We start from the raw sequence: 12,942 nt of genomic DNA on the forward strand, positions 1-12,942 counted from the left end.
TGAACATACGCTTTTTTATAGCAATGTTACACTATCACTTCAAACGAGCATTCCTCTAGTGAGTGAGAGTGAATCTGGCCTCGTTTCACATGGGCCGTATTTAATGCTCCCGTTAACTCCCGGATGAATGCCTCTGTGTTTGTTATTATTCCGCTAAATTCAAAAAAGAAACGGAGTCCGTCGTTCGTCCCTTCGATGGAAAGGTACAATTGATTATCGGCATACTTTTCAATCCAGCGCTCCATTAAATCAAAAAGAGAGATCATTAAGCTTACTAGCTGTTCATCATTCGTCTCCGTGCGTATATTCTTGTCCAGCACTTCATATTCCAGCTGAAATGAATGCTGATCCCAATTAAATGTAACGAGCAGCTTCACAAGTTCCGGCAAAGGCAGACTGCATAAATGGGCTTCCTGCTTTGCCTGCATAACGATTTGTTCAATGGTTCTCTCCGCTTCTTCCGTTTTTCCAAGCGCAATGTATCCTTTAATAAGCTGAATATGATTCATCCAGTCATGACGAACATGCTGAAGCGCCCGAATAATCGTCCAGTTCTCATTTTTTCTGTCCATTGCCAAAACTCCCTCCCTTATGTCAAACATGTATGGAAGAAAAAGAAGGGTACTTATTGCTTTACGATCAACCATACGTTCGCAATCTTCCTGTTAATTCCTGCTGTCAATTAGTATACCAGAAATTAAACCGAATAGAGAGTAAACATTTCAAAGTGACAGCGAAATGGCCATAAAGAAAGCTCTAACCAGTCGGTTAGAGCTTTCTCACTTCATTATTGAGCTGCAGGATATACGCTCACTTTTTTCTTGTCACGGCCGTAGCGCTCGAAGCGAACAACGCCGTCAACTTTTGCGAATAAAGTGTCGTCACCACCGCGGCCAACGTTTTCACCAGGGTAGATTTTCGTTCCACGCTGACGGTAAAGAATTGATCCGCCTGTTACGAACTGACCATCTGCGCGCTTAGCACCAAGGCGCTTTGCTTCAGAATCACGTCCGTTCTTTGTAGAACCAACCCCTTTTTTCGATGCGAAAAATTGAAGGTCTAATCTTAACATGAGTTTCACCTCCTGTTAGCGAAAAGTAATTTGTATATATTTGCTATACTCACGTTCAATCATCTGCAAAGAAACAATCATTCCTTCAAGAAGCAGTTGAACTTTTTCGTCCGTGCCCGCCGGAAGGTCTTCCGGAACGAGGCATTTAAGAAATCCGCCTTCTTCCCCTTGTTCAATGCTAAGCTCTGCATCAGTCAATGAAAGAATAGCGTTCAACGCTCCAAAAGAAACAGCTGTCACTCCTGCGCAGACGAGATCTTTTCCATGTTCAGCAAACTCTGCATGTCCATCCATTGTGAAAGAAGTAATTCTTCCTGTTGGATGCTTTACCACATTTACTTGAATCATTCAACCATCGCCTTACGCGTTGATTTTTTCGATGATAACTTTAGTGTATGGTTGACGATGACCTTGCTTTTTGCGATAGTTTTTCTTCGCCTTAAATTTGAATACAGTAATTTTCTTTTGACGGCCTTGTTTTTCAACTTTAGCTGTAACAGTAGCACCTTCAACTAAAGGACTGCCTACTTTTACATTCTCACCGCCGACGAATAATACTTGATCAAATGTGACAGAATCGCCTTCTGCAGCTTCTAATTTTTCAATATAGATCGCTTGGCCTTCTTCTACCTTCACTTGCTTACCGCCAGTTTCAATAATTGCGTACATTCCCTGCACCTCCTTAATCACTCAGACTCGCCATTCACAGGTGGTCTGGCAAAGCAAACACTTCTAACCTGCTATGTGCGGTTGTAGCACGGGTGCTACAAACAATAACATTGAAATTTTATCACTTTAGTTTTTTCATGTCAACTTCTTTTTATAACTGTCCCTTTTGCCGCCAGTTCCTCGTAAGCACCCCCACGCACAAATCTTCCAATTGGCACATTCTCTTGAATCACCCTATATACAATTTTTTTATGAAGCCATTTCTCCAGCTTTTCGTGATATTCATTTTTTTCGCCAGCGAATGCGGCCAGTACATCCGGCGTCACTTCAACGAGCACAGCTTCCGAGGCATCCCGTTCCCATTCAAACAGCTTTCTCTCCAGCTGAAATGCGGCCGTTTCCGCACTTATCACCCGCCCAGTCCCTTGACATGTGTGACAAGGAACTGTCAGCGTCTCTATGAGGGATGGCTTGGTTTTTTTACGAGTGATCTGCATGAGACCAAGAGAAGTAAATCCGCGTATCGAAATCTGTTTTGCATCTTTTTTCGCTGCCTGAATGAGTTGATTTTCGATTTCCTGCTGGTCCGCTGCACTAACCATATCAATAAAATCGATTAGGATGATGCCGCTGATGTCCCGAAGCCGAAGCTGACGAGCACTCTCTGCCGCTGCTTCTTTATTCGTCAGCAGTACGGTCTGCTGCTGATTGCTTTTTCCAGTGAATTTACCTGTATTCACATCGATCACTGTCATCGCTTCTGTCCTATCAATGACAATAAATCCGCCGCTTGGGAGCCAGATTCTCCGCTTTAAAGAAACTTCCGCCGCTTCCTCTAGGCCATAACCAGCAAACACATCTTCATCATTGGAATGAAACACGGCTGTCCAATTACTTTTTTTAAAACGAAAATCCTGCTTTATAGTTGATAGAAACTCCAACTCATCACAAATCAGTTCCCCTTGCCCGAGTGCTGTCATCTGAACAAATAATTCTTCCTTTAATTGCTGCTTTTCCATTAATAAAACAGGCGCTCCCGTCCCCATTGCTCTTTTTATGATCTTTTCATGTTCAGCACGGAGCCATTTCCACTCGGCCAGCAGCGCTTCTTTCGATGAATGAAACGCTGCCGTGCGGAGAATAACCCCTTCCTTTTCCTGCTTATGATCCTCCACCCACTTCATCCATTCACGGCGCTTCTTTTCATCTTCCACTTTCTTGGATAAAGCTGTATAGCCTCCCAAAGGTAAATAAACGAGCAGTTCTCCCGGCCATTCAATCATTGCTGTCAGCCGGGGCGCTTTCATTTCCGATCCATCTTTCGTCACTTGAACGATGAGTTTTTGTCCTTGATGAACGAGTTCATTGATCGGTTTATTTTGATGATTAGGCAAATCATTTCGATGCAAATAGGCATTTTGCTTCAGCCCAATGTTCACGAAGCAAGCGTTCATCCCTTTTTCCACTTTTGATACAATCCCATAATAAATAAAGCCGACACGGGAGGTATGTGACGGCTGAAAGATATGGAATTGATCGGCCAGTCCATTTTTGATGACAGCTAGTCTTTTTTCTCTGCCTTTCACGCTGACAATCAATGTATTCATATAAAACCCGCTTTCCTCTTTTTGTTCCACTTTACTGCTGCCTGGCGCTCCCGTCAATCAATAGGCAGTAAATCCTGCAAACAGCAATCCGTTTTCTTTTCTGAAAAATAAGCATATAACAATTCATTCTCGTCTAGTCTTCCTTTTTGTTTCCCTTCATCTGTCACGTAAATAATATGTTTAGCATTGCGCTGAAATCGTTCAAGCACATTCATGACCGGTTCGCCGGCTGGAGCAGTCAACGGTTTTAAGAAATCTGCTGAACCTTTATTTCCATAGTGTCGTTCAAGTAAAAAACGCATAAATGAATAACGCTTTTCTTTCCAGGCCCGCCAGAGTGTCCATGCTAAGTAAATAAATATGGCCCATGCCTGTAAATGGAAAGGAAAGAACAGAAATACGATGATTTGCAAACAGAACAATAAACAGGCAGAACAAATAATAACGAGACGAAAGGCAGATAAGAAAGGTTTTGCGATAGAGAACAGCAGCATAAGCAGCTTGCCGCCGTCAAGCGGATAAATAGGAAGCAAATTAAACAACAATATAGCCATGTTTATTTGCAGGAATGCTTCATATATCTGATCCGGCAGAAAACCTCCCCCGTGCATAAGCCAAGCCGCTGCAAACATCCATAGATGCTGTAGGGGGCCCGCGAGCACAACGAGCAATTCTTCTTGCAAAGGACGATTTCCGTATTCGTCTACTTCTGCTGCCCCGCCGAACGGCAGGAAAATAATTTTTTTCACTCGCCATCCAAGCAGATGAGCAGCCAACACATGACCTAATTCATGAATGGCAATCACGATAAAAATAAGCAAAAGGTGCAAAAATGTTCCTGTCAGCACACAAACACCAGTCACTCCCCATAGCAGCGGATGAACGTGCACGTTCTTCATCCAATTATTCAAACGGAACCACCTGATTCGGATCAATGAACACACCCTCTCGCTTGATCGCCAAATAAAATTGTCCTTCTCCCATCTTCTCTCCTGCTGCCGCCTTTGCGAGTATATGACCTGCTTTCACTCGTTCATACGGCTGAACAGATAAAGAAGCTAAGTGTCCATACCACGATTCGCTGTTGTCAGCATGCTGCACAATAACCGTTTTTCCAAGACCTTCTTTTGTTCCCGTAAAAATAACGGTCCCATCCCTGATAGATTTTACCTCCTCTTCTGAACCAGTTTTCACGAGAATTCCCTGGCCATTCGTCTGAAAGTCTTCTAAAATATGGCCCGATACCGGAAGCGCAACTTCAGAACCTTCGTTCAGCCTTTCTTCTTTAGCCTTCCAGCTGTTCACAGTAAATGGAAGAGGTTCTCCAAACGTATGTTCATACCACTCAGCGGCTTTCGAAAACGGAAACTCTTTCTCCATCGTCTGCTCCATCCACCCACGTCCCTCTTCAAACACTGGAGAAGGATGTTGAAACAAGATAGCGGTAGCTAATACTAAAGCAGCGGCTGCAAGCCATTTAAATAAAAAGCGTTCCCAGCTGAATAAAGGATGCAGCTCTTCCTTTTCTTCTGTCAGCGGAAACAGTTCTTTCTCTTCCTTCACGCATCTTTCCTCCTTTTATACATAGGTTTGTACACTATATGACTGACAAGCCCAATTAAGAAGGAAGAATTGCCATAATTAGATGAGCATGAGCTATTCATAAAGGCTTTGTTAAACTACGCTGCTGATTCCCGCTGCGGGCGGTTCGGAAGTTTCCTCGTCGCTGTCGTACCTTCCGCTCCAATCGACAATCATCATTCATATAATCTTCATAAAAAAAAGCCGCCTGCAGCCTTACTGGCTGACAGACAGCTTACTTTCATGGTTATTTTGAACGAACACCGAAAAACTTTTTTAAACGTGTGAGGAAGCCTTCTTTTGTATCATCCAGCTGTTGGAGCGGAATAGATTCTCCAAGAATTCTTCTAGCAATATTACGGTAAGCAATAGAGGCCTTATTATTCGGGTTATGAGCAACTGGCTGACCGTTATGAGAAGATTTAATGACTTCATCATCATCAATCACAACACCAATTAGCTCAATGGATAAGTGCGCCGCCACCTCATCGACATCCATCATATCGCCCTGCTGCATCATATGGCTGCGTACACGATTGATGATTAGCTTCGGAGGTTCCATACCTTCTTCTTTTTCTAATAATCCAATGACTCGATCGGCATCACGGACAGAAGCTTTTTCAGGGGTCGTAACGACAATCGCTTTGTTAGCCCCAGCCACAGCATTTTTATATCCTTGTTCAATACCAGCCGGGCAGTCTATTAAAATATAATCGAAATCCTGCTTCAATTCTTCCATAAGCTTTTTCAACTGCTCAGGCTGGACAGCAGACTTATCTGTTGTCTGGGCAGCCGGCAGCAGATAAAGCAAGTCATTAAAGCGCTTATCTTTCACAAGCGCTTGATGAATTTTGCAGCGTCCTTCGACCACATCGACTAAATCATAAATAATCCGGTTTTCAAGCCCCATAACGACATCTAAATTTCTTAGTCCAATATCTGTATCTACTAAACAAACTTTCTTTTCTTGCAATGCAAGTGCAGTGCCTAGGTTGGCTGAAGTGGTTGTTTTGCCGACCCCGCCTTTTCCAGATGTAATAACTATAGCCTCACCCACTGTGTGTTCCCCCTTTAAACGTAGAAATCTCCGGTCTCAGATGCTTCAACACCTGCAAGCGGTCAACCACAATTTGGTTAGATTCATCTATGTAGGCGCATTCCGTCTCGTAATGATCTTCTTCTTCATAACGATCGGGTGCGCGATTTAAATAACGGCTGATCCTTAGTTGAGACGGCGTCATCCGGCCAGCAGTAATCACAGCCATGTCGTCTCCGTAACAGCCAGCGTGGGCTACTCCTTTTAAAGCTCCCATAATGAAAATGTTTCTTCCCGCCCTTACTGTTCCCCCGGGATTCACATCGCCAATTAACAGTAAGTCACCAGGAACCTCTAGTATTTGCCCCGAACGAATTCTTCCTGTATAAGAAGTGATCTCGCTCTCTTCTTTCCAGCGAATGGCTTCTTCCATCGTCATTACATTGAACTTCACTTCTTCTACAGCAAGATGCTCACGCTGGTTAATTAATTCTTTTATTTGATTTATGTCTTCGTCCAGCAAATAGCGGTTGCCTGCTTGAACGGTGACGGTAATGATAGAATCGTGCTCCTGGCCGTTCACAGTATCCATTTTTTCTTTCAGCTCTTGCAACAATTCATCATATGCACATTTGTCATTCAAATGTAAAGTTAGTCCATCTTTTGTCCCTTTAATGACAACGTTCTGTTTTGTCTTCATAGCACGAAATTCACCTCTGTTGTCCAATTAATTCGACAAACCTTCCTTTGATTCCTCTTTTTACATTCTTACGGATTAATCGTTGTAAATACGCCGAAGCTTTTCAAAGGCACTTTTTAACGGAATGGCTAAAAGAAGGTAAAAGATTAGATTTAAAAGCAAAGTTGGCCACAAGCGAATCGATGTAAATTGTGTCAAATCCATTTCTGTCCGCTCAACAAGCACATTCAATTGAAACATAATGAGCTCAAGTAAAAAAACTCCAAATAACACAATAAAGCTCAAGATAAACAGGTGGTTTTGCAGAACTTTTACAAGCTTTGATACGATATACACGATCAAAGGCAAAAAGAACATGTAAGCCCCTAATATTCCTGTATAAAATATATCAAAAAGAAAGCCGAACAGAAAACCATATTTAATCGCTGTGTTGCGGTCAAAAAAAATGGACATGAATAACAAGCCAACAAGAAAGAAATGCGGCACAATCATATATTTCCCTTCAAATGCCGTTTCTGGAAAAGCAGCTGCAAACAAACTGTCACTGTAAAAAAGCGCAACCATTAGGAGAGGAAGATAAAACCGTTTCACAGATTCCCCTCCTCAATAAGAACTTGTTTGCGCTCTTTCTTTTCTGGAAAAACCATTGTCATTCCGCGTTTCGTAACCATCACATGCTCAAGGTCGTTAAAGGAAGCAGCGGGTTCAATCAGCGCCGTTTGCGTTAAACCAAATTCATCCGGCACCATTTTTTTAATTTTACCAATAATTAACCCTTTCGGAAAAACGCCGCCTTTACCAGATGTAGTGACAAGCATTCCTTTCTTCACTTTAGAATCATAAGGAACTTTCGTCATCAGCAGAGCTTTCTTCTCTTTATCGTATCCCTCGATGACCCCAAATACGTTACTCTTTCCTTGAATCACTGCTGATACACGATTTCTCGAATCATGAGCACTTAACAATTGAACAGTGGACGTAAATTTCGATGTGTTTCTCACTTTTCCGATTAATCCTTCGGCGGTAATCACAGCCATGTTAGGGAGAATGCCATTTGCCTCTCCTTTGTCAATCGTAATGACATCATACCAGCGGTCCGGATTACGTGCGATCACTGTCGCCTGCACTGGCTCATAATCTGCTAAACTCTGCTTTTTATCCAATATTTTTCGAAGTTCTTCGTTATCTTTTTGAAGACGAGCTACATCACTTTCCAGCTGGGCTGTCTTCTTAATCCGTGCTTTCAATTCTTTGTTTTCTTCGTATGTGTTCCGCAAGTCTTTAATCTCATCAAAAAAACCTGCGAAACCATTTGCAGGTTTAGACACCGCTGCTTGACCTAAACCAACAATGTCTTTAACAAATTGCTCCGGCCAAGATAAATTGTCCCTATCACGGAGAGAAAAACCAATTAAAGCGACAAGAACAATAATACTTCCAAGAAGAATGATCAGACGCTTATTTGTAAAAAATTGTGGCATCAATACTCCACCTCTGTTTGTTTGCATTAAAGCGGAAGCGGCCGTTCAGACTCGGCAGACATAAGACGAAACGCCGATGTGGCGCTCTTTGCCACGCAGGCGGAACGGCTTATGACCGAGAGTCTGGCCGCTGCAGCTAGATAAACCGTACCTTATTTATTCTTATTTTTAAATAAATCAATATGATCAAGCGCCATTCCTGTCCCAATCGCTACACAGTCAAGCGGGTTTTCAGCGATGATGACTGGCATGTTTGTTTCTTTACTGATGACCTTGTCTAAGTTGCGAAGGAGCGCCCCTCCGCCTGTCAGCACAATCCCGCGATCCATAATATCTGCCGCAAGTTCCGGCGGTGTTTGTTCCAATGTGCTTTTTACCGTATCAACAATGGCTGTGACTGTATCTTTCAAGGCATCAGCAATTTCCTCTCCGGTAATCTCAATCGTTTTTGGCAGTCCGGTCAATAAATCCCGGCCCCGGATTTCCATGCTTGGAAGCTCTTCAAAGTCACCTGCTGACCCGATTTCCATTTTGATGGTTTCAGATGTTCTATCACCAATTAATAAATTATATTGTTTGCGAATATAGGCAACAATAGCATCATCCATTTCATCTCCAGCGATACGCAGAGACTGGCTTGTAACGATCCCGCCAAGAGAAATAATGGCTACTTCTGTCGTTCCTCCGCCGATATCAACAACCATACTTCCTGTCGGTTCCCATACAGGAAGGTTGGCCCCAATTGCAGCTGCAAACGGTTCTTCAATCGTATACGCATCACGCGCGCCTGCCTGACGGGTCGCATCAATCACTGCCCGTTCCTCAACAGCTGTAATACCAGATGGCACGCAGACCATGACATAGGGCTTGCTGGCAAAGAAGCTTTTTCCACTTTTTGTTGCTTGTTTCAAATAATATTTAATCATCGTTGCCGTTGTTTCATAATCAGCAATTACGCCATCTTTCATCGGCCGCGTTGCTACCACGTTTCCCGGTGTACGACCAATCATTTTTTTTGCATCATTTCCGACCGCTACAATTTGCTTTGCATCTGTCTGAAGAGCCACAACAGACGGTTCGCGCACAACGACACCTTTTCCTTTTGCATAAACGAGCGTATTAGCCGTTCCCAAATCTATTCCAAGATCTCGGCTTCCAATTCCAAACATACAAGTATCTCCCTTTCTCGATCCATTACTTTCATTATGATGATTATTTCGACATTATTCTCCAAGTTTTCGACAAAAACAACTAGCAAAAATCATAACTTATATTATAACCGAATGAAAAAAAAAATCCTAGCGTTATAAATAGCCTTTTTCTTTCAAACTAACAAATTTCTTTTCACCTATAATTAAATGGTCTAGCAGCTCAATTCCAAGAATTTTTCCACATTCCGCAAGCCTTTTTGTCACATCAATGTCTTCCCTGCTCGGTCCCGGATCGCCGCTAGGGTGGTTGTGGATACAAATAATGGAAGCCGCAGAGCGGCGAAACGCTTCTTTAAATACTTCGCGCGGATGCACGATCGAGGCATTTAAGCTGCCTATAAACAGCGTTTGTTTGTGCAACACTTGGTTTTTCGTATTGAGGTATAAGCAGACGAAATGCTCTTGTGTGAGGAATCTCATTTCTTCCATCACGTAATTAGCTCCATCTTCCGGTGAGCGGATGACGTAACGGTCTTCAAATTTTAATTGGCTAATACGGCGTCCGAGTTCGAGGGCTGACATGATTTGGACGGCTTTTGCTTTGCCGATTCCTTTAATGGAAGTGATTTCTTCAAGTGAGGCTTCTTTCAATAAACGGAGACCTTCAAAGGTTTGTAAGAGGCGATTGGCCAGTTGAAGGACGGACTCGCTTTTCGTACCCGTCCGCAAAATAATGGCGAGGAGCTCGTGGTTAGACAAGCTGGATGCACCGTTCGTAATTAACCGTTCCCGGGGACGATCTTCTGCAGGGACATCACGAATCATAAATGTTTCTTCTGGCATATGTTTCTCTCCTTTTCCCTTTTCAGGAGGGGAAGTGGAAAGCAGTGCCCTGCCAGCCAAGCTGCTTAAGCTGTCTATACAATGAAGAAAGTGGAAGGCCGACAACGGAGAAGTAGTCACCGTCAATTTTTTTCACCAAGACAGCACCCGCTCCTTGAATGCCGTATGCACCCGCTTTATCAAACGGTTCTTCTGTATCTAGATAGCCGTTTATCTCCTCTTCCGTCAGCTCCCAAAAAGTAACATTTGTTTTTTCAAAAAAGACATGTTCTTTAGCTTTATGTCTGACGGCCACTCCCGTATAGACGGCGTGCGTGCAGCCTGAAAGACGATGAAGCATTTCTTTAGCCTCCCGGCGGTCATTTGGTTTTCCTAAAATTTCGCCGTCGAGAACCACAACTGTATCCGCACCGACGACAAAACTATTTTCATCACTTTGTGCGACGGCAGCCGCTTTCGTAGAAGCTAAGTGCATAACAATTTCTTCTGGTGTCATTCCAAGTGGGATCGTTTCATCAACGTGGCTTACTTTCACTGTAAAGACTAGACCAATTTGTTCGAGGAGTTCTTTTCGCCGCGGAGAACCTGATGCTAAAATCAACTGTGTCAAATTCATTCACCTATCTTTCGAGGATTAAGGGAGATACACCGTTATCATATCAAAAGCAGGGATGTACTACAATCTTTTCCAAAGAAAAGACCGACTCAATTCGCTTCCCTAGATCAACCGCCATTCCTAAGCAACGATTGTCGGTCAGGCCTTTACCATTTGGCTATGTTAAACGTGCCTGTTAATTTCCGGGGGCAGTCCAGGAGCTTCCTCGCCGCTGTCTTTCCTTCCGCTCCAATTAACAAAGCCTACAATTTTAAAAAGGATTTCCCTAAAGACGACGTTTGGGAAACCCTTAGAATTAAGTTCGTCATTTACTTATTTTCCATATACGGACAAAAAAGCCAGAAGCTTCTCTTGCGCAGTTTTGGCGGCCTGCGGCTGATCGCTTTTGGCTTCAGTTAACGCTGCTGTCAGTAATTTTTTCAATTGAGCAGATGCCTCGTCGTTTGCTTGGATTTTAATTGCTTTCAATTGGTCGTTCACTTCTTGCAGTTTCCCTGTATCAACAGATAATCCGGCTGCGCTTTTTCCACTTTCTTCTGCTACGACCGGCAGCAAAGCAGCTAACTTGCCGGCTTCCCCCTGTAAGCCTTCAGCAGGGGAAACGGATGTTTGTTTCGCATAAGTGGAAACACCTGCTTGTTCATACACACCTCCAACTATTTTAGCTGTTTCCATCGTTGATGAAACCGCAAGAAGAACCGTATATTGACCATTTTGTGCCACGATTTCAGCAGGCAATCCGACACTTTTGATTTGTTGTTTGACCGAGGCAGCCGCATCTTTCGTCGAAAAAACCCCTCCTTGAACAACAGTGATTTCTAGCGGCAAAAGCATAGCGCTAGTTGTTTTGGGAGATGTTGGGGCTGACGGCGCGGAAGGAGCTGCTGCTTTTTGTTCGACTGTTTCTTCTTTTAAAACAGCTTGAGGCGGTGCCTCTTCTTTTTGTGTAATGATTTTTACTAACGCATAACCGAACAGTACACCGATTAACACAGCGCTGATCACAATGATAAACAGTTTTCCTGTTGCCCGCTTAGTTGCTGCTTTTTCTACTGGAGCATATTGTTTGAGGACATCGTCTCTCCGTTCTGTTTCATTAGGAAAAATCCACTGAAATTCCTCTTCCTCTGCTTTTTTTGGCTCTTCAGCTGCTGCTGCACTTTCTATTGGACCCTTTTTCAAACTTTGAACAATGAGTTCTTTCCGTTCCTGTTTTTTCTTGCCGCCGATCGTTATAAAAACGCCCTGTGACTTCTTTGGCTTGTCCATTTACGATCACCCTTCCACATCCATTAAAGTTGCCTTCATGCTAACATAGCAGATAAAAAAAAGAACAAGACTTTTGTCGTCCTGCTCTAGAAAACTTTCGGCAAATACTATTGAGTTTCGCCTTTTCTTTATCAATTATGAAAAAGAGAGAGATAGAACGTAAAAATAAATTCACCATAAAATAGGACCAGCAGCGCGGCTACTACAATAAATGGACCAAACGGAAAAGGCTGTCCACGCTTAACTTTCCCTAACATCATCCCGAGAAGTCCTCCAAGCGCTCCAAGCCAAACGGACAGGATGAAGGTAACTAAAAACTCCTTTAACCCTAAAACAAACCCGAGCAAGATAAACAGCTTAATATCCCCTCCTCCGATCCCCCCTTTGCAGACCGCAGCCATAAGGATCAATAAGCCCCCTCCCATTACCCCTGCTAGCAGTACATCCATTTTCATCGAAGCAGGCAAAAAGATCCATTGAATGAGGAATAAATACGTGAAGAATAAAAGTATTTTATTAGGGATGAGCATATAGACAATATCAGAGACAAAAATAATCATTAATAAGGAAATAAGGGTCAAAGCTTTTAACAATGGAAGTTGAAAGCCAAATTTGGCATATGCGAAGGCAAACAAACAAGCGGTTATGATTTCCACGAAGGGATATAATGGGGAAATTGGAGAACAGCACACTCGGCACGATCGGTTCTGCCAAACGTACGATACAACGGGAATAAGCTCTCTAGCGGTCAATAGGTGATTGCATGCTGTACACATACTTCTCGGCGTCATGACGGACCGGCCCACCGGAACTCTTATACCAACTAAATTAAAAAAAGAACCAAACACAAGACCGTATAAAAAGAATATGAATATCATTTTTGGCTTCTCAGGCGTGGATCTCCACCCAAGCCATCA

At 43.1% G+C, this 12,942-nt stretch carries 16 protein-coding genes and 1 other annotated feature; all 16 genes read right to left on the reverse strand.

Annotated elements, in window-relative coordinates:
- Window positions 1-26: 26 nt before the first annotated feature.
- The 16 genes from QYG89_RS02255 to QYG89_RS02330 all read right to left on the reverse strand — a co-directional run bounded on the left by QYG89_RS02255 (window position 27) and on the right by QYG89_RS02330 (window position 12,903).
- Complete coding sequence (locus tag QYG89_RS02255) at window positions 27-572, reverse strand: Spo0B C-terminal domain-containing protein (protein ID WP_404314109.1); 546 nt, start codon at window positions 570-572, stop codon at window positions 27-29.
- A gap of 215 nt (window positions 573-787) precedes the next feature.
- Entirely contained in the window at window positions 788-1,072 is a 285-nt protein-coding gene (gene rpmA / locus QYG89_RS02260; RefSeq protein WP_049663432.1) for a 50S ribosomal protein L27, read from the reverse strand.
- A 15-nt stretch (window positions 1,073-1,087) separates the two neighbouring features.
- Complete coding sequence (locus tag QYG89_RS02265; protein ID WP_404314111.1) at window positions 1,088-1,420, reverse strand: ribosomal-processing cysteine protease Prp; 333 nt, start codon at window positions 1,418-1,420, stop codon at window positions 1,088-1,090.
- A gap of 12 nt (window positions 1,421-1,432) precedes the next feature.
- Window positions 1,433-1,741 (reverse strand): 50S ribosomal protein L21, encoded by a 309-nt coding sequence (rplU, locus tag QYG89_RS02270; protein ID WP_404314113.1) that lies wholly within the window; start codon window positions 1,739-1,741, stop codon window positions 1,433-1,435.
- Window positions 1,742-1,754: 13 nt separating this feature from the next.
- Window positions 1,755-1,834: a sequence feature (ribosomal protein L21 leader region), on the reverse strand.
- Between the two features lie 47 nt (window positions 1,835-1,881).
- Entirely contained in the window at window positions 1,882-3,348 is a 1,467-nt protein-coding gene (locus tag QYG89_RS02275; protein ID WP_404314115.1) for an Rne/Rng family ribonuclease, read from the reverse strand.
- A 53-nt stretch (window positions 3,349-3,401) separates the two neighbouring features.
- A complete protein-coding gene (locus tag QYG89_RS02280; RefSeq protein WP_404314117.1) occupies window positions 3,402-4,259 on the reverse strand; it encodes a M50 family metallopeptidase in 858 nt (285 codons plus the stop codon).
- The gene (locus QYG89_RS02285; protein ID WP_404314119.1) at window positions 4,252-4,911 is read right to left on the reverse strand and encodes a peptidoglycan DD-metalloendopeptidase family protein; all 660 of its coding nucleotides are present in this window, start codon (window positions 4,909-4,911) and stop codon (window positions 4,252-4,254) included. The genes QYG89_RS02280 and QYG89_RS02285 overlap by 8 nt, the downstream gene beginning before the upstream one ends.
- A 265-nt stretch (window positions 4,912-5,176) precedes the next feature.
- On the reverse strand, window positions 5,177-5,986 hold the full coding sequence (gene minD, locus QYG89_RS02290) for a septum site-determining protein MinD (RefSeq protein ID WP_404314121.1): 810 nt from the start codon (window positions 5,984-5,986) through the stop codon (window positions 5,177-5,179).
- Entirely contained in the window at window positions 5,979-6,665 is a 687-nt protein-coding gene (gene minC / locus QYG89_RS02295) for a septum site-determining protein MinC (protein WP_404314123.1), read from the reverse strand. The genes minD and minC overlap by 8 nt, the downstream gene beginning before the upstream one ends.
- Window positions 6,666-6,740: 75 nt before the next feature.
- Entirely contained in the window at window positions 6,741-7,256 is a 516-nt protein-coding gene (gene mreD / locus QYG89_RS02300) for a rod shape-determining protein MreD (RefSeq protein WP_404314125.1), read from the reverse strand.
- On the reverse strand, window positions 7,253-8,146 hold the full coding sequence (gene mreC / locus QYG89_RS02305) for a rod shape-determining protein MreC (RefSeq protein WP_404314127.1): 894 nt from the start codon (window positions 8,144-8,146) through the stop codon (window positions 7,253-7,255). Before mreC ends, mreD begins: the two co-directional genes overlap by 4 nt.
- Before the next feature lie 152 nt (window positions 8,147-8,298).
- Complete coding sequence (locus tag QYG89_RS02310) at window positions 8,299-9,315, reverse strand: rod shape-determining protein (protein WP_404314129.1); 1,017 nt, start codon at window positions 9,313-9,315, stop codon at window positions 8,299-8,301.
- 135 nt (window positions 9,316-9,450) lie between these two features.
- Window positions 9,451-10,140, reverse strand: coding sequence for a RadC family protein (radC, locus tag QYG89_RS02315; protein ID WP_404314131.1), 690 nt, complete (start codon window positions 10,138-10,140; stop codon window positions 9,451-9,453).
- Window positions 10,141-10,162: 22 nt separating this feature from the next.
- Window positions 10,163-10,750 carry a Maf family protein gene (locus tag QYG89_RS02320; protein WP_404314133.1) on the reverse strand — a complete coding sequence of 196 codons (588 nt, stop codon included), beginning with the start codon at window positions 10,748-10,750 and terminating at the stop codon, window positions 10,163-10,165.
- Between the two features lie 318 nt (window positions 10,751-11,068).
- A complete protein-coding gene (locus tag QYG89_RS02325; RefSeq protein WP_404314135.1) occupies window positions 11,069-12,025 on the reverse strand; it encodes a hypothetical protein in 957 nt (318 codons plus the stop codon).
- 131 nt (window positions 12,026-12,156) lie between these two features.
- The gene (locus QYG89_RS02330; RefSeq protein ID WP_404314137.1) at window positions 12,157-12,903 is read right to left on the reverse strand and encodes a prepilin peptidase; all 747 of its coding nucleotides are present in this window, start codon (window positions 12,901-12,903) and stop codon (window positions 12,157-12,159) included.
- Between the last annotated feature and the right edge of the window lie 39 nt (window positions 12,904-12,942).

This window comes from Bacillus lumedeiriae (genome assembly GCF_044891285.1).
Taxonomy (GTDB): Bacteria; Bacillota; Bacilli; order Bacillales; family Domibacillaceae; genus Pseudobacillus; species Pseudobacillus lumedeiriae.

Excerpts from the sequence above, each read along its gene's own strand:
- QYG89_RS02255 (WP_404314109.1), bottom strand. The coding sequence starts at position 572 with ATGGACAGAAAAAATGAGAACTGGACGATTATTCGGGCGCTTCAGCAT.
- rpmA (WP_049663432.1), bottom strand. The coding sequence starts at position 1,072 with ATGTTAAGATTAGACCTTCAATTTTTCGCATCGAAAAAAGGGGTTGGT.
- QYG89_RS02265 (WP_404314111.1), bottom strand. The coding sequence starts at position 1,420 with ATGATTCAAGTAAATGTGGTAAAGCATCCAACAGGAAGAATTACTTCT.
- rplU (WP_404314113.1), bottom strand. The coding sequence starts at position 1,741 with ATGTACGCAATTATTGAAACTGGCGGTAAGCAAGTGAAGGTAGAAGAA.
- QYG89_RS02275 (WP_404314115.1), bottom strand. The coding sequence starts at position 3,348 with ATGAATACATTGATTGTCAGCGTGAAAGGCAGAGAAAAAAGACTAGCT.
- minC (WP_404314123.1), bottom strand. The coding sequence starts at position 6,665 with ATGAAGACAAAACAGAACGTTGTCATTAAAGGGACAAAAGATGGACTA.
- mreC (WP_404314127.1), bottom strand. The coding sequence starts at position 8,146 with ATGCCACAATTTTTTACAAATAAGCGTCTGATCATTCTTCTTGGAAGT.
- QYG89_RS02310 (WP_404314129.1), bottom strand. The coding sequence starts at position 9,315 with ATGTTTGGAATTGGAAGCCGAGATCTTGGAATAGATTTGGGAACGGCT.
- radC (WP_404314131.1), bottom strand. The coding sequence starts at position 10,140 with ATGCCAGAAGAAACATTTATGATTCGTGATGTCCCTGCAGAAGATCGT.
- QYG89_RS02325 (WP_404314135.1), bottom strand. The coding sequence starts at position 12,025 with ATGGACAAGCCAAAGAAGTCACAGGGCGTTTTTATAACGATCGGCGGC.
- QYG89_RS02330 (WP_404314137.1), bottom strand. The coding sequence starts at position 12,903 with ATGATATTCATATTCTTTTTATACGGTCTTGTGTTTGGTTCTTTTTTT.